Origin of the sequence: Herbaspirillum sp. C7C2 (genome assembly GCF_022627865.1) — a bacterium.
Classification (GTDB): domain Bacteria; phylum Pseudomonadota; class Gammaproteobacteria; order Burkholderiales; family Burkholderiaceae_D; genus Herbaspirillum; species Herbaspirillum frisingense.
The window spans coordinates 40,706-64,508 of sequence record NZ_JABXGI010000018.1; the positions used below are offsets into that span (position 1 = coordinate 40,706).

Sequence of the window (23,803 nt, forward strand, 5' to 3'; positions counted from 1 at the left end):
TTCCCGGGCCGGCCGCAAGACAAACCCTACGGAGTTCCATCATGAACAGCATTCAAAAGACGCATACCGCTGCCCCGGTTTCCGGCCAGCCAGCCGCGCATGCCAATGGCCTGTCGCCGGCCCTGATCGGCCTGCTGGCCACCGGCGCCGGCCTGGCCGTGGCGTCCCTCTACTATTCGCAGCCCATGCTGGGCGTGCTGGCCGATGACATCGGCGCTTCCGAGCGCGCGGTGGGCATGGTGCCGATGTCGACCCAGCTCGGCTATGCCCTGGGCATCCTGCTGCTGGCACCGCTGGGCGACCGCTACGACCGCCGCCGCATCATCCTGATCAAGGCCGCCATCCTGACGGTGGCGCTGCTGCTGGCCGGCGCCGCCTCCGGCGTAGCCACGCTGCTGGCGGCCAGTCTGGCCATCGGCCTGACCGCCACCATGGCCCAGGACATCGTCCCGGCTGCCGCCACCCTGGCACCGGAACAGCATCGCGGCCGCATCGTCGGCACCGTCATGACCGGCTTGCTGCTGGGCATCCTGCTCTCGCGGGTGGTCAGCGGCTTCGTGGCTGAACACTTCGGCTGGCGCGCCATGTTCGTGGGCGCCTCGGCCAGCATCGCCCTGGTCGGCCTGGCCGCGTGGCGTGGCCTGCCGCGCTTCCACCCGACTTCGCGTCTGTCTTATGGCGCGCTGCTGGGCTCGCTGGGTACGCTGGTCAGCAAGCATGGCGCCCTGCGTCGTGCCGCCCTGGCCCAGGGCCTGCTGTCGGTTGGTTTCTCGGCCTTCTGGTCGACCCTGGCGGTGATGCTGCATGGCGCCCCCTTCCATCTGGGTAGCGCCGCTGCCGGTGCCTTCGGCCTGGCCGGTGCCGCCGGTGCGCTGGCCGCACCCCTGGCTGGCCGCATTTCCGACAAGAAAGGTCCGGAACTGGTGACCCGTCTGGGTGTGACACTGGCGGCCCTGGCCTTTGCCTCGATGGCGCTGGCACCGTGGTTCTCGACCCAGGGTCAACTGGTCTTGCTGGCGCTGGCCGCCATCGGCTTCGACCTCGGCGTGCAGGCGACCCTGGTGGCGCACCAGACCATCGTCTACAGCATCGAACCGGGCGCCCGCAGCCGTCTGAATGCCGTGCTGTTCGTGGGCATGTTCATCGGTATGGCCGTCGGTGCCGCCCTGGGCAGTCTGGCGCTGGCCCAGTGGGGCTGGATCGCCGTGGTCGCCCTGGCAACCCTGTCGGCCCTGCTGGCCCTGGTGGTGCGGATGTGGCCGGGGGCGGCCAAGGCACACTGAGCCTTAAGCGCGATCTGTTTCCCCTGAGATTGACTGAAACAACGACGGTCCCGGCTTTGCCGGGGCCGTTTTTTATTTTTCCGGTCCGTCATGCCGTCTCCCCATCTGTCATTAACAAACCCGCAATCAGGTTGACGGCCACGGCAGTCCCATCTACAATTTCTGTAATGACAGAAATAACGGAAGAGGAATGACAATGGATCTTGGCCCAACCGCCCAGAAATACGTTCTCCACTGGGGAGAAATGGGGACACGCTGGGGCGTCAATCGCACCGTCGCGCAAATCCAGGCCTTGTTGTTCCTGGCCGACCAGCCCATGCACGCGGAAGAAATCACTGAAACGCTCAATGTTGCAAGGTCCAACGTCAGTAACAGTCTCAAGGAGCTGCAAAGCTGGGGCCTGGTACGCATTGTTCATCTCGCTGGCGACCGGCGTGATCATTTCGTGGCGCTGCAAGACGTCTGGGAAATCTTTCGGGCCATTGTGGAGGAGCGCAAGCGGCGCGAGATCGACCCAACCTTGACGGTATTGCGCGACTGCGCTTCCGAAGCCAGGCATGACAAAAGTTTGAGCAAAGCCGCGCAGGGGCGCATGGATGAGGCGCTGGACTTCCTGCAGATGCTGACGGCTTCCTACGACGACTACAAGCATCTTCCGCCTGCCACGCTCAAGCGCTTCCTGAAAATGGGCGGCAAGGTGGCGCGACTGCTGAGCACCGACGACAAGACCTGAATGATCAAGCGAGATCTTCTTACCGGAAGATCTCGCATTTTTTTAAATAATTATTTCTGTATTTACAGAAATAAGTGACAAAACTTTCGGAGAAACGGCGATGAGGATTCTGGTTCTGGGCGCCACGGGCGCCATCGGCGCGTGCACGCTACAGGCATTGCTGGCAGAGGGTCATGAGGTCATCGGCGCCAGTCGTCGACAGCCGGAACAGGAGGTCGCCGCAGGCACCGCGCCATGGATCAGCATGGACGTCACCCAATTGCCGACCACCGCCCAGTGGGAAGCCATGCTGGAGGGGGTCGAGCTCGTCGTCAACTGCGTCGGCATCATCGCCGAAAAGCGAAGCGGGGACTTCGAGATACTCCATTGCACCATGTTGCAAGCCCTCAGCGTGGCATGCACGAAGCGGCATTGCGCACTGATCCATCTCTCCGCGCTGGGCAGTGCCAGCACCGCACCTACTGCATATTGGGCCAGCAAAGGAAGGGGAGAAGAGTGGCTGGCCGCGCAAGATATCGCCTATACCATCCTGCGCCCCTCGCTGGTCTTCAGTCCCCAGGGCGCCAGCAGCAAGCTGTTCCTGGGACTGGCCACACTGCCCCTCGTGCTGCTCCCTGGCGCGAACGTGCCGGTGCAACCCGTCTCCGTGGACGACCTGGCGGCGCTGGTCGTGGCCCTCGTGCGCATGCGGCTGGACGGAGAGACCTGGCCACGCCGCATCGACGTCGCCGGCCCGCGCAAGATGACCCTGGCGCAGTACATCAGCCTTCTGCGTCAGGCCATGGGAGCGCCGCCCGCCTGGCTGGGTCACTTGCCGTTTGCCCTGGCGCAACCGATCGCGCGCGTCAGCGCCTGGCTGCGACTGCCGATGCTCGGCCCGGAGCCGCTGACCATGCTGGCGGCCAGCCAGGGCGGTCGCCTCTGTCCGGATAACAGCATGATGTGCCAGATTCTGGGCCGTTCGCCACGTGATCCGGCCGGTTTCGCCACCCCCTCCCTCCGGCCAGCGGCCATCGCCGGCTGGGCCTATCCGGCCTTGACTGTGATCATCGCCTGGCTATGGCTATATACCGCGTATGTCTCATGGTTCGCCTGGCCACACGAACAAAGCCATGCCTGGCTATCAGCATGCGCCATGCCGCCCAGGCTGCATGAGTTCGTGCTGGCCACCGCCAGCCTCACCGATGCCGCGCTCGGTACGGCCCTGTTGACAGGACTGCTCCGTGCCCGTCGCTGGCATGGCGTGCTGTGGCCGGTGCAGATAGGCCTGGTCGCGGGTTACACGCTGCTGATGACGGTCTTTCTGCCGCAATTCTGGGCTCACCCATTCGGGCCCCTCTCGAAGAACCTGCCTTTGCTGCTTCTCTTTTGCGTCATGTGGCGCCTACGTTGAAAGGAATTTCCATGACCTACCTCACCATCAAGTGGGTACACATCATCTCGGCCACGTTCATGTTTGGGACCGGCTTCGGCACCGCCTTCTACATGTTCTTCGTCAATCGCAGCCACAACGTGCAGGCCATTGCCGTGGTCACGCGCTGGGTCGCACGCGCCGACTGGTGGTTCACGACGCCGTCGGTGATCGTGCAGCCCCTGTCGGGCTTCTGGATGATCCACCTGGCGGGTTATCCCTTGCATTCGCCCTGGATCATCTGGTCACTTGCGCTCTACGCCCTGGCTGGCGCCTGCTGGCTACCGGTCGTCTGGCTGCAATTGCGGATGCGCGACATGGCGCAGATCGCCGCTAGGCAGGGCACTGAGTTGCCGGCGCGCTTTTGGCGCTTCGAAAAAATCTGGACTGTGCTCGGCTTTCCCGCTTTCGGCGGACTGCTCGTGGTGTATTGGTTGATGGTCAACAAGCCGATGTAAGCAGGTTTTCTTGCGGGGAACATCTGCCGCCGCATGCCCCCTGATCCTTCACATCTTCTATAATCGCGGGCAGGAGACAACCCATCGCCAGCATGATCCCGGCCAGTGATAGCGCCCATCCGGCGCGGCGGCCACGCGGCGAACAACACGGCACGGTGAACGGCATGGCCCTGTATTTCAAGAACAAGCGACAGAAGACCTTCCTTGGTGCGCCCGTGGGCTGGCCACTGATGTTGCTGATGGCCGTCGACCTCTGCATTGCGGCCCTGATGTTTCTGTCCGATCACGACTGGAGCGGTCTGATCCTCCTGTATCCGCCACTGGCGCTGGCACTGGCGATGCTGGCCGATGCCCGCAAGGAGAAACGCGCCGCCCAGGAAGCAGAACGACAAGCCGCCCGTCGCCAACGCCGTTGAAACGGCCTCACCCAATCCATCCGATGACCCAAGCTGCTGATCGTGCTGCCCTGCTGCTGGCTTCCCGCCTCAATTTTTCCTATCCCGGTCTGGATCTGTTCCAGGACTTCTCGGCCCGCATCACCGCCGGCGTGACGCTGGTGCGCGGCGGCGATGGGCGCGGCAAGACCACGCTGCTGAACCTGCTGGGCGGCTTCATGCCGGCACGCGACGGGGTTCTGGAACTGGACGGCATGCGCCTGGACAGCGATGGCGAAGCCTATCGACGTCAGGTCTTCTTCATCGACCCGCGTACCGAGGCCTACGACCAGATGTTGCCGGCGGAGGTATTCGCGGCGATGGCCGAGCGGTTTCCGCACTTCGACCACAGCCTGTTGCCGGCCCTGACCGAGGGCCTGTCGCTGACGCCCCATCTGGAAAAGAAGCTCTTCATGCTCTCCACCGGCAGCAAGCGCAAGGTCTACCTGGCTGCCGCCTTTGCCGCCCACGCCAGGCTCACGCTGCTGGACGACCCCTACGCCAGCCTCGACCGGGCCTCGATCAACTTCGTCGCCGCCACGCTCGATGCGCATGCCGATGATGCCCAGCAGGCGTGGGTGGTGGCGATGTACGAAACCCCGACGGCCATCCGCCTGGCCGGGACCATCGACCTGGGCGACTGAGCGATCCCACGCCCGGTCCCCGTTCCATCTTCACATTCTCTCCCCGCTGAGTTACGTCGGGACGCCTGAGTCTTCGGCCTGTCGGCGCTCGCCCGCAACAAGGCCGTGCTTGGTTTCAACTGCATCGTCTTCTATGCTGGAAGAGGCTGGGCACAACCGGACTGCTGCCCGCGCCTTGCTTTTCCGGTTACGTCGCCCGACCTGCTTGCCTGCCGACAATGAAACGATAACAGGGGGAATTCCATGCAACTTTCCAACGTCACCATCCGTGTGCGTCTGTGGTTGGGCTTCGGCCTGCTGATGGTACTGATGCTGGCCATGGCCGCCAGCGGCATCGCGCGTCTGGCTCAGCTGAATGGCCAGATGAAGGATGTGATCCACGACAAGTATCCCAAGACCGTAGTAGCCGGCGACATTGTCGACCAGCTCAATCTGGTGGCACGCTCGGTGCGCAACATCGTGCTGCTCAAGAAGGAAGCGCAGATCAAGAGCGAGTACGAGCGCATCAGCGGTGCCGACAAGGCCGTACGCGAGAACCTGGCGCAACTGGACCGCCTGCTTACCGACGCCGACAGCCGTGCCGCCCTGGGCAAGCTGCTCAGCGCCCAGACGGCCTACATGGAAAAACGCGACAAGGTCCTGACCATGGTGCAGCAGGGTGGCAAGGAGGGCGCCATCGATGTGCTCATCGACGAAGTGCGCCCGGTACAGAGCGCCACCATGAGCGCCGCCGACGCCCTCATCAAGCTGCAGCACGACATGATGAAAAGCGCGGGCGACGAAGTCGAGGACAACTACCAGCAAGCGCGCGCGCTGCTGCTGACGCTGGCCGTCGTCGGTCTGGCGGCCGCCACCGCCATCGCCTGGATGATCACGCGCAGCATCACACGGCCCCTGGACCGCGCCGTACGCGTGGCCGAGACGGTGGCGGCCGGCGACCTGACCTCGGCCATCGACGCCCATGGGCGCGATGAGACCAGCATGCTCCTGCGTGCCTTGAAGAAGATGAATGACCGGCTGCTGGAGATCGTGAGCCAGGTGCGCGTCTCCACCGATACCATCGCCACGGCCAGCAGCGAGATTGCGCGTGGCAACCTGGACTTGTCTTCCCGCACCGAGGAGCAGGCGGCTTCGCTGGAGGAGACCGCCTCCTCGATGGAGCAGCTCACCGCCACCGTCCGGCAAAACGCCAGCCACGCCGGCCAGGCCGATCAACTTGCGGGCTCGGCCTCGGACATCGCGCGCCAGGGAGGGGAGGTGGTCAGCCAGGTGGTAAAGACCATGGGAGCCATCGACGATTCTTCCAGGAAGATCGTGGACATCATCGGTGTCATCGATGGCATCGCCTTCCAGACCAACATCCTCGCCCTGAACGCAGCGGTGGAAGCGGCCCGTGCCGGCGAGCAGGGCCGCGGCTTTGCGGTGGTGGCCTCGGAGGTGCGTGCGCTGGCGCAACGCTCGGCCACGGCGGCCCACGAGATCAAGGGCCTCATCGCCGACTCGGTACAGCGGGTCAGCGACGGCAGCAAGCTGGTGGAGCAGGCCGGGCTGACCATGCAGGAGGTGGTGCAAAGCGTGCAGCGGGTGGGCGCCGTGGTCAACGAGATCAGCTCAGCCGGGCAGGAACAGAGCGCCGGCATCGAACAGGTGAACCTGGCCATCGTACAGATGGACCAGGTGACCCAGCAGAATGCGGCGCTGGTAGAGCAAGCCGCTGCAGCAGCGCAGTCGCTGCAGGACCAGGCCGCGCAACTGGCACGGCTGGTGTCGGTGTTCAGGCTGGAAGGAGGGACGCCGGGATTGGCGGTGCTGGAGTTGCCGACGAGGGGTCGGCTGGCCTATGCGTAGGTCGATCCGCTATTGAGCGCTGAAGTTGTTGGCACTGGCAATCAGGGTCGCGCCGCAACTGGTCTTGTGGCCCTCGTAGGCGACGGCGACGCCATTGATCTTGTGATGGGCATGGCCTTCGACGATGGTGCAATTCTCGTGACCCTTCTGCGGGCAACTGCAGGGGTCGCCTACACGGGCCACGGCAATGCCATTGACCTTGAAGTGTGAGGCGCTGACGCTGGTGACCTTGCCGCCGTGGGAGGTGGCGTCACCGAGACGAATGATCTTGGGCATGGAGATTTCCTTTCGGGCAGGGATTGGAGAGAGTGATCAGGAGGCGGACTCGGCGGGGTGGGCAACGCCGGATTGTGGAGTCTTGGCAGGCTGGGGCATCCCGGCAGGGGGATCGCGGTGAAGCAGCTTTTCGGGGCTTGCGGTGGGGCGTACGCGGAAGCTGTTGAGAACTTCGTCCCAGAGCTTCATGGCTTGCTCATCCGTTAGTTTTGTCTTTTGCGGGTTGCCGCTTTTGTCGCGGTGACCGGTGGTGAGTTCGATCTTGAGTGCTGGCGTGTCCAGGGTACCTTCGCCTTCGGTTTCCCAGATGAAGCTGTGACCGCGCATGCCGCCGCTGTTCGGCGCCGTTGCCAGATGCTCCTGGCCACGGTAGGGGCCGACTTGTCGATTGCCTGTGCGCAGGACCCGGACCGATGTGGCGAAGCGACCAAGCGATTGCAGAACTCCACCCATGCGGTCCAGCAGCGGACGGTCGTGCTTGCTCATGTGTAGAGGGTAGAACCAGACTGATACAAACGCGTCGGGATGGTCTGCAATGTCGATATCGATACCGGCTTCTTCGCTCTCCCACTCGGCACCAGCAATAAAGCCGCCTTCAAAACAGTAGCCGGGTTCTGTCGGAATTTCGGTATCGAGACGCGGCCGAAGATGTGTGAGAGCCCTTTCCATTTTGCCGAGAACAAGCTCCTCCCTGCTCATGGTTCCTTCTACTGGCGGGCTGGTTCCGGCTTGTGCCCTCAAAAAATACTGCGTCCCATCGATCCAACGGTATCCTTCTACTTCAATAAGACCGTCTGCTGTATCGAATTCCCAGAATGAAAGCACACGAGTTTCTGCATCTGGGGTACGAGATATACGTAACAGACTGGGATCCCTTTCATGCTTTTCCGCCCTTAGCTGTTTCTCCTTCAAATTACGCTCGCGTTGAAAGTCCTCGAACGACTTTCCCATCGGAGGTTCGATCTGGAGGTAATCATATTTGTAGTCTGCTCCGCTAAGCCTGGATCCCAAAGGCACATCGATCAGAAATCGACCCACGCAGAAGGTAGACACGGACGAGGCAGAGGGACTATTGGATTGCATGCTCATCAGCTTTGATCGCGGGCCACTGCTATCGGCGGTACAGGTAGCCGCGACCAACGTCACCAGAGGGAAAATCAACCAAGAAAAGCGCTGACGCTTCATGACTTTCCCCTGCTTTGCGTATCGGCATTTACACCGTCCGTGCCGGTTTCCGCACTCGGGACGTCGACTCCTTCTTCGTAATCGACCAGAGTCCATACAGTCTTGGTTTCATATGTCGGTGGTTTCTTGCGCAAGGCCTGCCACAGGTTCGGCGGACCCAGCAGGACAACGGAGGGCATCTTCTCCCCAGCCTTGAAGAAGCGCCGACGACCGCCCGCAACATTGCCCGTGTCAACACATCTCCACCAGCCATTCTGCGGGCAGGTGCTGCCGGTCCCGGCGAGCTCGCCGAGAGGACGCAAGGGGGAGGATGGAGGATTGTTCTGGCTGGTTTTCTGCGGGTCCGTGGTCGGACGCACGCGGAAGCTGTTGAGGACTTCGTCCCAGAGCTTCATGGCTTGCTCATCGGTCAACCGGGTCTTTTGTGGGTTGCCATCTTTGTCTCGATGACCGGTAGTGAGTTCGATCTTGAGTGCTGGCGTCTCGAAGGTACCTTGGCCTTCAGTCTCCCAGATGAAGCTGTGACCGCGCATGCCGCCGCTGCTCGGCGCCGTTGCCAGATGTTCCTGCCCACGGTAGGGGCCGACTTGGCGATCGCCGCTGCGCAGGACCCGTACCGATGTGGCGAGTCTACCAAGCGATTGCAGGACTCCGCCCATGCGCTCCAGTAACGGGCGGTCATGTTTGCTCATGGCCAGGGGGTAGAACCAGACGGAGATAAATGCGTCAGGATGGCCCGCTATGTCGATATCGATACCAGCTTCTTCATTTCCCCACTTGGGACTGGCGATGAAGCCACCTTCAAAGCAGTAGCCGGGTTCTGAAGGGATTTCGCCATCAGATCGCGGCCGCAAATGGGCAAGGATTTCACGCATCCGGTTAATGACGATATCCTGACGACTTATCGTTCCATGGCTAGGTTTGCTCATCCCGGCCCGACCTTTGATGACGAACCGTATGCCATCAATCCAGCGATATCCTTCGACCTCAGCAATAGCCTCTGCAAAGTCTTCTTCCCAAAAAACCAAGATATGTGAGTGAGTATCAGGCCTCAAAGACAAGCGAAGGAGGCTGGGTTCGATCTCGTGTTTCATGGCCTTCAGGGCCTTCTCCTTTTCAGCTATGGCGGCTTCAAAACTTTGTAAGCTGACTTGCTCGGGCTTCTCCAATTGCGTGAACTTATAAATATAGTTGCCACCACTAAGTCGCGATCCCACAGGAACGTCCAGTGCATAACGTCCAGCACAAAACGTGGCAGTTGATGAGCTTGTTTCAGAGTTCGTGATGTTCATTATTGGAGATGATGTGATCTGAGCAGGTACGTCAGATGAAATGATTGACGCTGTACATATGGTCGCTATGCGAACAATGCGAAGGAGAGAGCGAAAATTCATGATTGATCGAGATCGGCTTTCAGCAACGTCGATTCACTCGCTATTCTGATGATCGAATAAAGACTTACGTCTTGGGTAAGCTTGGCATTGTAGGAATACTGATGATCATAGCTTTCATGCGCCTTAAGCTTCCCTTCGTGCTTGAATATCTGGACTACAAAGGGCGTCGGCGATCCGCCAGATTCTGCCGGTACGGTTCCGTCTCCAGGCCCGCTAGCAGGTTGGATAGTGAACCGACTTTTGCTGAGATCCTTGAAGGAAAGTACGACCGATCCATTCAAATCATCATCGTGTAACAGGGCGTTGCTGGGACTACCCGCAACGAACATATCGCCTTTCCATACGATCTCATTCCAAGCTTGCTGCTGCTGATCGGCGCCGTAATAAGCGTAAGTGACAGGATGGTATTTTTTCTCGATGAGATAATGAAAGCGGCAGGCTTTTTCCATATTCTGCGCATAGTCATCAAACTCGGATTTTCCACTATCAATTGCTATGGTTTCCTCGCCTGCAAGCTGAGAGCGTTCTCGATCCTCCCTCCCAGCCGGATCAATCAAATCCTCCCTCACCAACTTCCACCAGTCCGCCGTATTGTTGAGATAGATGTTCGCGTAGGGGTCCCCCTCGCCCAGAAAGCTCTCCATCTCCTCCTGTACCCCGCGTTGCCCCATCCCCACGTAACTGACGCGCAGCCAATGCCGCTCACCACTGTTGGTCCAGGTCCGGTATTGATCTGTGGGCAGCAGCTCCAGCGGACCTGCTGCGTTGGCCATCACTGCGGTGCAGTCGGCGCCGTTACGCCCCAGAATCACCTGTGCTGCCCCCTCAAACCCTGCGCGTATGCGCTTGTAGGTGGCAGGTGCCCCCAGGGCGGGCATGACACCGTGCAGCACCCCCAGGATGCGCTGGTCCATTCCAGGCAATTGCGCACAGGCACGGGCCACCAGGCCGCCCATGCTGTGCGTGATTAGGATCACCTGCTCGCAGGCTTTGCCCTTGCTGCGGTAATAGGCGGTGATGCGGTCGATCTCGGCGGCCAGCCGCTCGGCTGATACCTTGTTGCTCTGCAACCAGTTGTACCCCACCGCATGTACCGGGTAGAGCAGTTCGGCAGCGTCGCGCAACTGCTGCTCCTGCAGTGGAACGAAGGGCTTTTGCGCACCTAGCTTGGCGGCGTCCTGGCGGTTCATTACCAGCTCCTGCCAAAGTGGTGTGAGCGTCTGCCCCTGGCTGATCGGATCGAAGATCGTCGCCATGCTCTTCTCAAGAAACGCCAGGATCTTTTCGTAGCTGTCGCCGTGTAGTTGGCCCCAGCCGCGCCAGCGCGCGCGCTCGGCATCGGTCTTGCCAGGCGCAATCGCCAGCAAACTTTTGCAGGCGTCGTCGGGATAGGCCGGCCCCTCATCATCGACCTCTGTTTTGTCGGGATTAAGCAGCCGCTGCCTGTCCGCTGCAGTTCGAACGAGCGACCTGAGCAGGAGAATGACAGCATCCCATTTACCTTCAGGCGGAAACCATGCCGCCCCCTTATCACGGCCCTTGACCTTGAGCCGCGTCCCCATGATCCCCGGCACGAAGACGATGGGCAGCACCGCATCCGGCGAGGTGAGGCACAGGGCGCGCACCTTCATGCTCTTGCCGGTCAGGACCGACTGCGCCACATCATTGCCCTGATCGTCCCAGCTGGTGCCGACCAGGCGGGTGGGTTCCGGGTTGTTTGCTTGCTTCACTGTTTGATTCATTGCCTACTCCTTCAGTAGATGCAGCCGGGCGATGCGCAAGGCCATGTCCTGGCTCAGCTCGGTGCGGCCCTGCTCGTCGGTGACGCCTTCCATGGCGCTGCCATCGTCAAGTTCGATGCGGTAGCGCTGGTGCGCATGGGGTCGCCCGCTGCCGCGCCGGGCCAATATGAAGCGCTCGTCAGTCGGCACATTGCTGACCGGCAGGGTGATCTCGGGAACGTGCGCGTCTGCGCCGCCCAGGTGATGGAAATCGGCCGAGCGGATGACGTGGTCGCCGCTGCTCTGCTGGGTGATGGCGCCGCCGCCGAGATCAATCTGCGCGCCCTGTGCAACGAAGCGCAGACGCGGTGCCTGCAGCACGATTTCTTCTGCGGCGGTGAGAACGATGCGTTTGGCAGAGGTGGCTTCGATGTTGTCGGCGTCCGTCTGCAGTTCCAGCTTGCCGCTGGCGGCGACCAGCTTGATCCCCAACCGATGGGCGAACAGGCTGATGCTTTCGGCCACGCGGGCCAGCAGCTTCTTGCCCACTGAAAGCTGGGTGTTGCCCACACTGATCATGTCGATCTGGGTCTGTGCGCCGATGGCGATACTGTCTTCGCTGCTGATGGCGACACCAGCGGGCGCGGTCATGGCGACCAGGGGACGCCCGCCGCCGCTGCCTTCCTTGTCGGTGTTGCTGCCGGCTTCCCAGCGTTCGAGGCGTTCACGCAATGTGCTCAGGGCGCGCGCCTCGGTGTCGCCGGCACGGTGGGTCTGTGCCAGGGTGGCCAGTTGCTGCTGGACGTCCTGCAGCGCTGTCATGAGGCCGAGCAACTCCTGCCTGTCGAGTTGCCCTCCACCGGCGGCCGGGCGTGCGGCGGCGCTGATCAGTACGCCTTGTCCACCGCGCAGGGCCAGTGACTGGTCGGTGCGCAACTCCGCGCCTTCACCCCGCGCGGTCGCAAAACCCTGGTCGCGGGGATGGGTGAGCCAGCCCAGGTTCAGTTCGCTGTAGCCATGCTGGGAGGCGAGCTGCGCGCTGATTTCGCGCGACGTGTCGTCCAGCCGTAGCTGGTTGTAGCGATGGCCCCGGACTTCCTTGCTTTTGATGCCGGCCAGGAAGCGGTTGGCCGGTAGGGCACCGATGTCGCTGAAGCTGGGCGGCAGGGAGGTGGCGCCGTGTACGCGACCGATGATGATGGGCTTGTCGGGATCACCGCCGAGAAAGTCGACGATGACTTCCTCGCCCACCCGCGGCAGACTGATCGCACCCCACTGGTTGCCGGCCCAGGTACTGGCCACGCGCACCCAGGCCGAGTCGCGCCCGCTGTCGCTGGCACCGGCGCCATTGGCGTGGCGATGATCCTCGATGCGGGTGCCGGGAAAGCGGATCTTGACCCGGCCAAGCGCGTCGCAAAATACCGCCTCGTTGGGGGGACCGACCACATGCGCGTTCTGCAGGCGGGGCGTCGGCACATCCTGTCGCGGATCGAAGGCCGGTACCACCGGGGTGCCGCGCCGTACGCAGGAAAAATGGTTGCGGTAGCGGAACGTCCGCGTGGGCGCACCTTGATTCGGGCTTTCAACGCCCTGGTGTCCATTCTCGTCGCCTATTTCCCATCGGTTTCGAAGCGACAAGGCCTTCACTTTGGTCGCCAGGCTATGCGGCAGGTTGTTTTCGGCCTCGACGTCGAGGCTGGTGATAATGAATTCCCGCTCGTGGGCGGGATGCCTGTCCAGCTCCGGATGATCTTCGACGGTGATCCACTCGCCCACGCGCAGTGCGCGCACAGTGGAGCGGGCCTGGAAGGATTTGGATTCGTATGCGTGGCGCTGCATGCGCAATTTGCCAAGCTGGCGATAGTCCTCCGATTCGTTGCCGGTACGCGGGGCGTCAATCCGGTAGTCATCCACACTGGCGGCGAAGCGGCTGCCGAGGATGCCCTGGTCCGCCCGGGTGGTTTCACGGCTGCGCATGGGGCCGCCCTTGGCGTGGTCCCAGCCGTAGCGATTGACGCTACCGGGCCGCAAGGTCCTCACCGCGCTCCAGTGCGTGATGCTGTCCTGTTCGCCGGGCGCATGGTCACGGTGATAGCGCACCGTGCCGGCGGCGTTGGCCGGCAACTGGAAGGCATCGTTGAATAACACCAGGGTGTGGGTCGGCCGGCCTGTGCGGTCCTCCGGTGCCGGCTCACCCGGGCGGATGAACCAGCCTATGCCGCGTCGCTTCCAGAGCCGGCGCAGGAAGTCGCCATCGGACTCGTTGTGCTGCATGGTGAATTCGCGCAAGGGGTAGCCTCCGGCCAGCAGGCTCCAGTCGACGTCGAAGCAGGACGTGAGCACGGGATTGATCCTGCGCCACTCGGAGAGCAACACCTGCGTGACATCGAGCTCATTGGCATGCAGGAAGACCCGCGTATTGCTGCGCTGGCCCATCAGCGCCAGGGCGTCGCGCAGGATCAGCCGATAGCTGGCGAGGCCGTCCTCGACTTCACCGGCACTGGCCTCGGCAATCAGGCCGGACACCCTGCGCAATTGGCCACGATCGGTCACGAAGCGGATCTCCGCGGGCAACGCGATAAAGTCCTTGAGCGGCAGATCGGGCTGGGCAGAGATGCAGTGCAGACGGTATTCGAATGCACCGCAGACGACCTCATGGCCTGAGACGTGGGTCACCAGCAGGAGCTCGTCCAGGCGCGGCGCGGAAGCCGGCCCGGGTTCGGCGGGTGGCGGCTGCATCAGCCGCAAATGGATACTGCGTGCGATGTCGGAGTAGCCCGTAAGCGACTCCTTCAGAGAGCGGAAAACCATGCCAGGGTCCTCGATGCGAATCCGCCTGAGTGCCGGGGGCATGCAGGACGGCAGAGCTATAGATGGAATGGAGTAGGACGCGATGCGATTGAGGCGGTTATGCTAGCGGCGGCATACGCAAGCTTCGCGGCGAGGAAGACTGTTGAAGGGTATTTTCGTTAGAATTCGATAACACTCATTGCCGCACATGCATGCAGCAATGGACGGCCTGCACGCAGTCCCGCGTGTTGCGACAAGGCCAAGGCGGTGAAAGACAGGCTCATGCCGGCCTGACCCACAAATCAGAGGCGCGCCCGCGTAGGCAGCGCCCGCCGGACCACCCGGGACCGTACGGCCCCGACACCCGAAGGAGACCAGAAGTGAATCCCACCATCCCGCCACGCACCGTGATCAATGGCACGCACTACCGCCACGACGAACCGGCGCCGTACCAATGGCAGATCCCCGAATTCTTCAATATCGGCATCGCCACCTGCGACCGCTGGGCCGATGGCAGTGGCCGTCCCGCCATCATCAGCGAGGAGGCCGACGGCAGCGTCACCACCTGGAGCTACGACCAGCTCAAGACCCTGAGCGACCAGTTTGCCCAGGTGCTGGCGGAGGCCGGCATCGGGCGCGGGGACCGCATCGGTATCTACCTGTCACAACGCATCGAGACGGTGATCACCCATATCGCCGCCTACAAGCTGGGGGCGATCACGGTGCCGCTGTTCTACCTGTTCGGGCCGGAGGCCATCGCCTATCGGCTGCAGAACAGCGAAGCGGCGGCGCTGGTGACCGACAGCAGCGGCATGGACAAGGTCCACCTGGCCGGCGAACTGCCGGCGCTGAAGGTGGTGTTCTGTGTGGAGCAGTCCGATATCGTGCTGCCGCAGACCACCGACTTCTGGGATCGCCTGCGCGCGGCGGCACCGCTGCCGCAGGCGGTGGCAACACGGGCCGACGATCCGGCGATGATCATCTATACCTCCGGCACCACCGGCAAGGCCAAGGGAGCGCTGCATGCGCATCGCGTGCTGCTGGGGCATCTGCCGGGCGTGGAGGTCTCGCACGACAGTTTCCCGCAGCCTGGCGACCGCTTCTGGACGCCGGCCGACTGGGCCTGGATCGGGGGGCTGCTGGACGTGCTGCTGCCGTCGCTGTACCACGGTGTGGCGGTGGTGGCGCGGCGCCTGGAGAAGTTCGACGCCGAGGCCGTGTTCGGCCTGCTGGCGCGGCATGACATCCGCAATGTGTTCTTCCCGCCGACCGCCCTGAAGATGCTGCGCGGGACACCCTCACCCCGGGAACAGTGGAATTTCTCGCTGCGCAGCGTGGCCAGCGGTGGCGAGACACTGGGTGATGACCTGATCGCCTGGGGACGCGAAGCACTGGGCGTTACCATCAACGAATTCTATGGCCAGACCGAATGCAATCTGGTGGTCTCATCCTCGTCGAAGCTCTATCCCAGTGCTTCGGGCAGCATGGGCCGCGCCGTGCCTGGCCACGATGTGCAGATCGTCGACGAGGATGGCCGGATCGTCCCGCGTGGCAGCGTCGGCAACATCGCCATCCGCGCGCCGGACCCGGTGATGTTCCTGCGCTACTGGCGCAACGAAGAGGCCACTCAGGAGAAATTCGCCGGCGACTTCCTGCTCACGGGGGATCTGGGCAACATGGATGAGCAGGGCTATATCCGTTACCTGGGCCGCAATGACGATGTCATCACCAGCGCCGGTTATCGCATCGGGCCGGCGCCGATCGAGGAGTGCATCATGCGCCATCCGGCGGTGCGCATCGCGGCGGTGGTGGGCATCAAGGATGCATTGCGGACCGAGGTGGTGAAAGCCTTCGTGGTGCTCAAGGAGGGCCATGCACCGGGCCAGGCACTGGTGGCCGAGCTGCAGCTGCATGTGCGGGCACAATTGGCAGCCCACGAGTATCCCCGCGTGATCGCCTTCGTCGATGCGCTGCCCACCACGGCCACCGGCAAGATCATGCGCAAGACCCTCAAGGAGATGGATCAGTAGTCCGGTTCATTCCGCCACGGCGTCATGGCGTCATGGCCCGTGTGCGGCCCATTGCATCAACCATGACAGGCCGAACAGCAGGGCGCCGATCAATCCCCCCACCAGCGTGCCATTGATGCGGATGTACTGAAGGTCGCGCCCGATGTTCAGTTCGATCTGGCGCGACAGCTCGGCGCTGTCCCATTGCTTGATGGTGTCGCTGATGTGGCGCGTGAGCAGTTGCGCTACCTCCGGGCTGAGGCTGGCCATGGCCCGCTCCAGGTGATCATTGAGGGAGGCGCGCAACGCGGCGTCCTCCTGCAGCGCGCGACCTATCCATTGCGTGGCGGCAGCAGCCTGCGCATGCAGGGCCGAATCGGGGCGTTCCAGGTCTTGCCGCAGCCAGGTGCGCAAGCTCTCCCAGAGACTGCCGACATAGGCGTTCACGGCCTCGCCTTGCAGGACCTCGCGCTTGATCTGCTCGGCACGCTCGCGCAGGGCGGGGTCCTGCTTCAGGCGCTCGATGAAGCCCGCCAACTGGCGGTCGAAGGCCTGGCGCAGCGAGTGTTGCGGATCCTCGGCGATGCCGCTCAGCAGTTTGTCCAGGATGTCGGCCAGGGTGGTGGCGGATTTCTCGCCGATCCAGCTGGACGGCAGCAGCTTTTCGATCTTGGGATATTCGCGCTGCAACCATTCCACCATGCGTTCGGCGATGAAGGCGCGGGTCTCTTCGCGATTGAGCAGTTCGGCCAGTGCCACGATGGCGCGGTCCAGCAACTGCTGGTGGCGGCCGTCCAGGGTGAGGGTATCGAGGATGGTGGCCAGCGAGCGCGACAGGTCCAGCTTGCCCAATGCCGCATGCAAGGCGTCGCGCACGAAGGCCTGGATGCGACGGTCGTCGGTGAGCGTGAGCACGGCACCGACCGCCTGCGCCATGTAGCTGCCCAGGCGGGTGGCATTCTCGGGCGCGGCCATCCAGGCCGACAGGCGCTGCGCCGGATCGTGCCGGCGCACCAGCGCAGCGAGCGATTGCGGGCTCAGGAATTTCTCTTCGACGAACACCGCCAGGTTGTCGGCGATGCGATCCTTGTTGCGCGGGATGATGGCGGTGTGCCGCGACAGCCAGGGTAGGGGCAGGTGGCGGAACAAGGCGCTCACCGCGAACCAGTCGGCCAGCGCGCCCACCATTGCCGCTTCGGCCATGGCCCGCAGCAGGCCGCTCCACGGCGAAGGCGGCGCCAGCGACGCGCCGACGAACAGCGTCATCGCCGCCAGCAGGCAGATCAGGGCCAATCGTTTGGCGCGACGCAAGGCTTGTGATTTGTCCATGTCGATGCAGTGCGTGTGATGAAGGTCCTTTTGCTCGCGGGATGAGACAAAGAGCAACAATCAACAGCGAAAGTTCTGATTATTTCGAAGAAAAACTAGAGCTTTTTCGAAGAAATACTCAACCAAACTACGATAACAATCTCGTTATTTTTCGATTATTCCGCGAGAGATTCGCAGGTATAAGTGTTTGTCACGGATAGTTTGTGCGTTTGTAATTGTAGCTAATCGACCGTCACCCCTAGCCGCCCGATCCTTGCGCACATGAAAAATACAGAGACTCCACCAAGCGCCCGCATCATCTTCGGACAAAACGTTCGCAGAGTTCGCCGGCTTAAAGAGATGTCACAAGAAGAACTGGCATTCCGCGCTGACATCAGTCGCACCTACCTGAGCGAGGTTGAACGCGGAGATCGCAATATCTCCGTGGACAACATGGAAGCCCTCGCCATCGCCCTGGAGATGGAATTGCCCGATCTCATGCGGCATACCCTGCTGGCACTGCCCAGCGAGGATTCCCGCTGAGACCCCGGTCCGGCCGATGCCCCTGGCCTTCAGGCCTTACCTGACGAACCTGCCTGCGCCATGGGAAAGCGCAGGGTGAACACCGTCTCACGGCCCGGCATGCTGCTCGCACCCGCCTGGCCACCATGCAACACCATGATCGACCGCACGATCGCCAGTCCCAGTCCGCTGGAGCCGCTGGCGCTGCTGCGTGAGGGATCGGCCCGATAGAAGCGATCGAAGATGCGCTCCAGCAGGTCGGCCTGGATGCCCGGGCCGGGGTTGGACACCGCGATGACGGTGGCACCATCGACGGTGCTGGCTTCGATCGTGATGCTGCCCTGCGCCGGCGTAAAGCGGATGGCATTGGCCACCAGATTGCCGACGGCGCGCCGCAGCAACATCACGTCGGCCTGGATGCGCCCGTTGCCGATGACCGCGATGCCCACCTGGGCGTCTTCGGCGATGCCCTCGAAATACTCGGCGATGCGATTCAATTCCTGCGCCACATCGAGGTCCTGAATCTGCAGCACCACATGGGCGTTCTCGGCACGGGCCAGGAACAGCATGCTCTCCATCATCCGCGACAGACGCTCGTACTCCTCGATATTGGAACTGAGCAGGGCCTGGTATTCATCGATTCCGCGAGGCTTGCCCAACGCCACCTGGGTCTGCACCATCAGGTTGTTCAATGGCGTACGCAGGTCGTGCGCCAGATCGGCCGAAAACTGGCTCAGTTGCTGGAAGCTGCGATGCAGCCGGTCCAGCATCTCATTGAAGGATTGCACGATCTCGTGCAGTTCACGCGGCGCGGCCTGCAGGTCGAGCCGGGTATCAAGACGATTGGCGGAAATGGCGCGCGTCTGCAGGGCCATCATGCGCAAGGGCCGCAAGCCGCTGCGCACCAGGAAAAATCCAAGCAAGGTCGCCAGGACCGTCCCGATGCTGGCCGCCCACCATACGTCGGAACGATAGTCGGCCAGCAACTGCATGCGGTCCGAGGCGGTGCGCACCACCAGCACCACCGCCTGCTCCCCCGAGCGCGTGACGGGCTTGCTGGCGATATAGCGGGCGCGCAGATCGCCGATGTGCAGCGACTGGATACTGTCCCAGGTGCGCAGGTCGATGCGCGAGAGGTCCAGACCCGGCGTGCCGCTGGACGGGTCGTGGCTTTCCATGAGCGTACTGCCGTCGGCACGGGCGATGCGCACCAGCAGCTGATCGTGACCGGAGAGGGTATCGAGTACCAGATGACGGCGCGCCAGGATGTCGTCCAGCGACGCCGCATGTTCGACCAGATGATTGATGGAGCGGCACTTGCCGGCCAGTTCCTCATCGTCGCGCCGCTCCAGCTGCACATGCAGCGAATGCGAGAGATAGCTGCCCACCGCCGTGAAAATGAGCAAGGCCAGCAGCCCGAACAGCACCACCAGCCGCAGGCTCATCGAGGCCGGTGCGCGCTGGCTCACTGGCGCGCCTCGAAGACGTAGCCCATGCCCCAGACGGTATGCAACAGCTTCTTGTCGAAACCGTCATCGAGCTTGGCACGCAGGCGGCGCACGGCAACGTCGACCACATTGGTATCGCTGTCGAAATTCATGTCCCACACCTGGGAGGCGATCTGCGGGCGCGACAACACTTCGCCCGGCCGCCGGATCAGCATGTGCAAAAGCGCAAATTCCTTGGCGGTGAGGTCGATGCGCTGACCGGCCCGCGTCACCTTGCGCCTGACCACATCGACCACGACATCGTCGTAATCAATGACATCGGCCTCGCGGCTGGGGCCACGGCGCAGCAGGGTGCGTACCCGCGCCAGCAGTTCGGTGAAGGCAAAGGGCTTGACCAGATAATCGTCGGCGCCCAGTTCCAGCCCCTTGACGCGGTCTTCCACCTCGTCGCGCGCGGTCAGGAACAGGACCGGTGTATCGTGGCTGCGCCGCAGTTCGCGCAGGATGTCCCAGCCGTTCATGCCAGGCAGCATCACATCCAGGATGATCAGCTTGTAGTCCAGCGTGCGCGCATGGTGCAGGCCATCCACGCCGGTCTGCACCCAGTCCACGACAAAGCCGGACTCGGTCAGCCCGCGCTGCAGATAGTCGCCGGATTTGGGCTCGTCTTCCACCAACAAGATATGCATGATCGGATTCCTGACGGATAAGCCGATATTGTGAACCAGCCCCGTCGGGCATTCATTACAAATCTGTAATGACTGGGCAATCTTTCTGAGCGGACCGGCTCCTTAGAATCCATTCCAACGATACGCCAGACACACCACTGGTCATCGCGTCGGCCCTGGCCGATGCACGCCACCCATCCGGGCGGGCATCGAACTGGGCCTTGTGGAACCACTTCTCAAAGGAGCTTCATCATGAAAATCTCGCATCTCGTCATCGGCACCCTGGTCAGCGCTTTCTCCCTGTCGGCCTTCGCCCAGTCCACCGTCCCCACCGAAGCAGCCCGCGACCAGGCCAACCTGTCGGCCCGCAACAACTATCCGGTGGTGCAATACCAAGGCACCAAGACCCGCGCCGACGTGGTTGCCGAACTGAAGGCAGCCGAACTGGGCCAGCCGATGCAGACCGCCGGCGCCAAGCCCTCCCTGCAGGACAGCAGCACCCAGAACCAGGCCTTTGACTCCTCGCTCTACAACGGGGCATAATCGGCGCCGGTCGTTACCGCAGCGGTAACGGCGGCTGTGGCCGTGACTGCGGTGACAGCCCCCATCGTGGCTACCTGCCTGTCCCGGGCCGGTAGCCAAACCCACGTCTCCTTCATGCGTGCATTGATTCTTTTCCTGGCCTTGTTGTTGCCGTTGCAGCTCTCGTGGGCTGCAGTGGCCAGCTATTGCCAGCCGGAAAAGGAAAGCCACGGTGCCTTACCCACCGGCCATCCCGGCCACCATGAACATGCCGCTGCACCAGCCGGCGACGAAGCCTCCCCCGACGGTCGCGGCAACGCGGGGCAGGGTGGCGACGCCGATGCGGCCTGCGCGGTCTGCCAGCTGTCCTGCATGAAATCGATGCAGTGGCAGGGCGCGCCAATGGCCGACCAGACCTGCACCACGCTTGACGTTTTCAGCACCATCGCGCCCCATCCCAACTCCCACATCGCCGACGGGCCGGACAAGCCCAACTGGCCGCTCGCCGCCTAGCCCGGCGAGCACGCTTCCCTTCTTTCTGCACTCGCCGGATTCCCCTTTTCACCACTGGAGAATTCGATGTACCGGCATATCCCCATGCTGGCGCTTGCCCTGCTCGCGCCGGCCCTGGCCCTGGCCGTGGCCCAAGCCACGCCGCCAGTTGCTGCCCCGTTTTCGGCACCATCCACCGACGCGGCGCCCGTCCTGACCCTGACCGCCGCACTGGACCTGGCGGCCGCCCACAACAAGGCCTTGTCGGCCGCCCGCCTGGAAATCGAAGCGGTCGAAGGCAGCCTGATGCAAGCCGGCGCGCGCCCCAATCCGGAGTTTTCCGCGCTGATGGAAGACACCCGCAAGGCCAGCCGCACCACCACCTACCAGATCAACCAGCCCATCGAACTGGGTGGCAAGCGCAGCGCCCGCATCGAAGCGGCACAGCGCCAGCTGGACATGGCCAGGCTGGAATACGCCAGCCTGCGCCAGCAGATGCGCAGCCGCGTCACCAGCGCCTATCACGACGCCTTGCTGGCCGGTGAGCGCCAGCGCCTGGCGGCCGAACTGGTGCAGCTGGCGCAGACCGCTGCCGACATGACGGCGCGGCGCGTGCAAGCCGGCAAAGTTTCGCCGGTAGAGCAGACCAAGGCACAACTGGCGCTCTCCACGGCCCAACTGGAACGCCAGCAGGCCGAGAGTGACGCCACCCTCGCCCGCGGCCAGCTGGCCAGCCTGTGGAACGCCCGGCAGACCGACTTCGTGCTGGCCGATACCGCACTTGACACCCTGCCGCCCCTGCCGGCCATCGCCGACCTCACCGCACGCGTGGGCAACGGGCCGGCGGTGCAGCTGGCGCGGCTGGAGGTGGAACGGCGCGCCGCGCTGGCGCGCATCGAAAGCAGCAAGCGCGTTCCCGACCTGACGCTCTCGCTGGGCAACAAGCGCGACGAAGAGGCCGCACGCAACATGTGGGTGGTCGGCTTCTCGCTGCCCATCCCGGTATTGGACAGCAATCGCGGCAATGAACTGGAAGCCATCAAGCGCACCGACAAGGCGCGTGACGAACTGGCCCTGGTCGAACTGCAGATGCAGAACGACGCCGCGCAATCCTACGAGCGCCTGCGCAATGCCCGGGCCGAAGCACTGGCATTGCGCCAGGACATCGTCCCCGGCGCACAGAGCGCCTATCTGGCCGCCCGCACCGGCTTCACGCTGGGCAAGTTCGGCTTCCTCGACGTGCTCGACGCGCAGCGCACCTACTTCCAGGCCAGGGCGCAGTACTGGAAAGCCCTGTCGACCGCCTTCCAGGCCGCCGCCGAACTCGATCGCCTGGCCGGCGACGCCACCCTCAACCTGCAATGAGAACCACCATGACCAGCAAACAGAAACTCGCCATCGCCGCGATCATCGCCATTACCGCGCTGCTGTGCGGATGGACCCTGATGAAGGGCCAGGGCGGCACCGAAGACACCTCTACGCATCAGGAAGAGGGCGCCCACAAGGAGGACGACCATCAGGATAAAAACGGGTCCGACGGCAAGCCAGCCCATGACGACCACGGAGCCCATCAAGGCCACGACGAGGACAAGGAAGGACATGGCGAGGAGGAAGGCAAGGTCGCCCTCAGCCAGGAACAGATCACTGCCGCCGGCATCGCCCTGAAGCAGGTCGGCGCAGCGCGCATCGAAAGCGGGCTGCAACTGCCGGGCGAGATTCGCTTCAACGAAGACCGCACCGCGCATGTGGTACCGCAGGTGGCCGGCGTGGTCGAATCGGTCTCCGCCACGCTGGGCCAGAAGGTGCGCAAGGGCCAGGTACTGGCCGTCATCAGCAGCAGCGCGGTCTCCGAGCAACGTTCCGAACTGCTCAACGCCGAACAGCGCCTGAGTCTGGCACGCAGCACCTGGCAACGCGAGAAACAGCTGTGGGAACAGAAGATCTCGGCCGAACAGGATTACCAGCAGGCGCGACTCTCCCTGCAGGAAGCCGAGGTCGCCGTGCGCAATGCACGCCAGAAGCTGCGCGCCATCGGCGTCACCGGAACGGGTGGCGGCGCCCTCAGCCGGCACGAGATCCGCGCCCCCTTCGACGGCACCGTGGTCGAGAAGCACCTGGGCCTGGGCGAGGCCGTGCGCGAAGATGCCAACGCCTTCATCATCGCCGACCTCTCCAGCGTATGGGCCGAGATCATCGTCTCGCCCAGGGACTTGCAGAAGGTCCGCGTCGGCAGCTCCGCCGTGGTGCGCGCCACCGCCTTCGAGGCGAACGCTACCGGCCGCATCTCCTATGTCGGCGCCCTGATCGGGGAGCAGACCCGTACCGCCAAGGCCCATGTGGTCTTGCCCAATCCGCAGGAGAGCTGGCGTCCGGGCCTGTTCGTCACCGTCGACGTGATGACCGAGGCCAGCGAGGTAGCACTGGCCGTGGATGCGGAAGCGATACAGACGGTGGACAACAAGAGCGTGGTCTTCGTGCGGGTGGACGATGGCTTCAAGGCGCAGGAAGTGCGCACCGGGCGCAGCGACGGCAGGTCGGTGGAAATCCTCTCCGGCCTGCAGGCCGGACAGCAGTACGCCGCCAGCGGCAGCTTCGCCATCAAGGCCGAGCTGGGCAAGGGCGCGGCCGAGCATAGCCATTGACGCGGATCGCGACCA

The 23,803-nt window shown here is 63.1% G+C and carries 21 protein-coding genes; 13 read left to right on the forward strand and 8 right to left on the reverse strand.

What is annotated here, in order from left to right; all coding sequences use genetic code 11:
- Nucleotides 1-41: 41 nt before the first annotated feature.
- The 7 genes from HWE04_RS19065 to HWE04_RS19095 all read left to right on the forward strand — a co-directional run bounded on the left by HWE04_RS19065 (nt 42) and on the right by HWE04_RS19095 (nt 6,811).
- Nucleotides 42-1,283 carry an MFS transporter gene (locus HWE04_RS19065; protein WP_241813385.1) on the forward strand — a complete coding sequence of 414 codons (1,242 nt, stop codon included), beginning with the start codon at nt 42-44 and terminating at the stop codon, nt 1,281-1,283.
- 196 nt (nt 1,284-1,479) lie between these two features.
- Nucleotides 1,480-2,016, forward strand: coding sequence for a GbsR/MarR family transcriptional regulator (locus tag HWE04_RS19070; RefSeq protein ID WP_241813422.1), 537 nt, complete (start codon nt 1,480-1,482; stop codon nt 2,014-2,016).
- 100 nt (nt 2,017-2,116) lie between these two features.
- Nucleotides 2,117-3,409 (forward strand): SDR family oxidoreductase, encoded by a 1,293-nt coding sequence (locus HWE04_RS19075; RefSeq protein ID WP_241813386.1) that lies wholly within the window; start codon nt 2,117-2,119, stop codon nt 3,407-3,409.
- Nucleotides 3,410-3,420: 11 nt separating this feature from the next.
- Nucleotides 3,421-3,885, forward strand: coding sequence for a DUF2269 family protein (locus HWE04_RS19080; RefSeq protein WP_241813387.1), 465 nt, complete (start codon nt 3,421-3,423; stop codon nt 3,883-3,885).
- Nucleotides 3,886-3,977: 92 nt separating this feature from the next.
- Nucleotides 3,978-4,301, forward strand: a complete 324-nt coding sequence (locus HWE04_RS19085; RefSeq protein ID WP_241813388.1) for a hypothetical protein — start codon at nt 3,978-3,980, stop codon at nt 4,299-4,301.
- Between the two features lie 23 nt (nt 4,302-4,324).
- Nucleotides 4,325-4,963, forward strand: a complete 639-nt coding sequence (locus HWE04_RS19090) for an ABC transporter ATP-binding protein (RefSeq protein WP_241813389.1) — start codon at nt 4,325-4,327, stop codon at nt 4,961-4,963.
- 243 nt (nt 4,964-5,206) lie between these two features.
- A complete protein-coding gene (locus tag HWE04_RS19095) occupies nt 5,207-6,811 on the forward strand; it encodes a methyl-accepting chemotaxis protein (protein ID WP_241813390.1) in 1,605 nt (534 codons plus the stop codon).
- A 9-nt stretch (nt 6,812-6,820) separates the two neighbouring features.
- Here the strand turns inward: HWE04_RS19095 and HWE04_RS19100 are convergent, their stop codons facing one another.
- The 5 genes from HWE04_RS19100 to HWE04_RS19120 form a co-directional block, all read right to left on the reverse strand.
- Entirely contained in the window at nt 6,821-7,087 is a 267-nt protein-coding gene (locus tag HWE04_RS19100) for a PAAR domain-containing protein (RefSeq protein ID WP_006463471.1), read from the reverse strand.
- A gap of 36 nt (nt 7,088-7,123) precedes the next feature.
- A complete protein-coding gene (locus HWE04_RS19105; protein WP_241813391.1) occupies nt 7,124-8,272 on the reverse strand; it encodes a T6SS immunity protein Tli4 family protein in 1,149 nt (382 codons plus the stop codon).
- Entirely contained in the window at nt 8,269-9,564 is a 1,296-nt protein-coding gene (locus HWE04_RS19110) for a T6SS immunity protein Tli4 family protein (protein ID WP_241813392.1), read from the reverse strand. The genes HWE04_RS19105 and HWE04_RS19110 overlap by 4 nt, the downstream gene beginning before the upstream one ends.
- 98 nt (nt 9,565-9,662) lie before the next feature.
- Nucleotides 9,663-11,408 carry an esterase/lipase family protein gene (locus tag HWE04_RS19115; RefSeq protein ID WP_241813393.1) on the reverse strand — a complete coding sequence of 582 codons (1,746 nt, stop codon included), beginning with the start codon at nt 11,406-11,408 and terminating at the stop codon, nt 9,663-9,665.
- 3 nt (nt 11,409-11,411) lie between these two features.
- Entirely contained in the window at nt 11,412-14,198 is a 2,787-nt protein-coding gene (locus HWE04_RS19120; protein WP_241813394.1) for a type VI secretion system Vgr family protein, read from the reverse strand.
- A 386-nt stretch (nt 14,199-14,584) separates the two neighbouring features.
- Here HWE04_RS19120 and HWE04_RS19125 point away from each other — a divergent pair, with 386 nt between their 5' ends.
- Entirely contained in the window at nt 14,585-16,207 is a 1,623-nt protein-coding gene (locus tag HWE04_RS19125) for an acyl-CoA synthetase (protein WP_241813423.1), read from the forward strand.
- 30 nt (nt 16,208-16,237) lie between these two features.
- Here the strand turns inward: HWE04_RS19125 and HWE04_RS19130 are convergent, their stop codons facing one another.
- Complete coding sequence (locus HWE04_RS19130; protein ID WP_241813395.1) at nt 16,238-17,515, reverse strand: DUF445 domain-containing protein; 1,278 nt, start codon at nt 17,513-17,515, stop codon at nt 16,238-16,240.
- 261 nt (nt 17,516-17,776) lie between these two features.
- Here HWE04_RS19130 and HWE04_RS19135 point away from each other — a divergent pair, with 261 nt between their 5' ends.
- Nucleotides 17,777-18,037, forward strand: coding sequence for a helix-turn-helix domain-containing protein (locus HWE04_RS19135; protein WP_077236492.1), 261 nt, complete (start codon nt 17,777-17,779; stop codon nt 18,035-18,037).
- Between the two features lie 29 nt (nt 18,038-18,066).
- Here the strand turns inward: HWE04_RS19135 and HWE04_RS19140 are convergent, their stop codons facing one another.
- On the reverse strand, nt 18,067-19,485 hold the full coding sequence (locus tag HWE04_RS19140; protein ID WP_241813396.1) for a heavy metal sensor histidine kinase: 1,419 nt from the start codon (nt 19,483-19,485) through the stop codon (nt 18,067-18,069).
- Nucleotides 19,482-20,153, reverse strand: coding sequence for a heavy metal response regulator transcription factor (locus HWE04_RS19145; RefSeq protein WP_006463462.1), 672 nt, complete (start codon nt 20,151-20,153; stop codon nt 19,482-19,484). Before HWE04_RS19145 ends, HWE04_RS19140 begins: the two co-directional genes overlap by 4 nt.
- A 231-nt stretch (nt 20,154-20,384) precedes the next feature.
- Here HWE04_RS19145 and HWE04_RS19150 point away from each other — a divergent pair, with 231 nt between their 5' ends.
- From HWE04_RS19150 to HWE04_RS19165, 4 genes are all read left to right on the forward strand, one after another.
- Nucleotides 20,385-20,675, forward strand: a complete 291-nt coding sequence (locus HWE04_RS19150) for a DUF4148 domain-containing protein (RefSeq protein WP_006463461.1) — start codon at nt 20,385-20,387, stop codon at nt 20,673-20,675.
- A gap of 114 nt (nt 20,676-20,789) precedes the next feature.
- Nucleotides 20,790-21,167, forward strand: a complete 378-nt coding sequence (locus tag HWE04_RS19155) for a cobalt transporter (protein ID WP_241813397.1) — start codon at nt 20,790-20,792, stop codon at nt 21,165-21,167.
- Between the two features lie 66 nt (nt 21,168-21,233).
- Nucleotides 21,234-22,511 carry a TolC family protein gene (locus tag HWE04_RS19160; RefSeq protein WP_241813398.1) on the forward strand — a complete coding sequence of 426 codons (1,278 nt, stop codon included), beginning with the start codon at nt 21,234-21,236 and terminating at the stop codon, nt 22,509-22,511.
- A gap of 8 nt (nt 22,512-22,519) precedes the next feature.
- Nucleotides 22,520-23,788, forward strand: coding sequence for an efflux RND transporter periplasmic adaptor subunit (locus HWE04_RS19165; protein ID WP_241813399.1), 1,269 nt, complete (start codon nt 22,520-22,522; stop codon nt 23,786-23,788).
- The last annotated feature ends 15 nt before the right edge of the window (nt 23,789-23,803 follow it).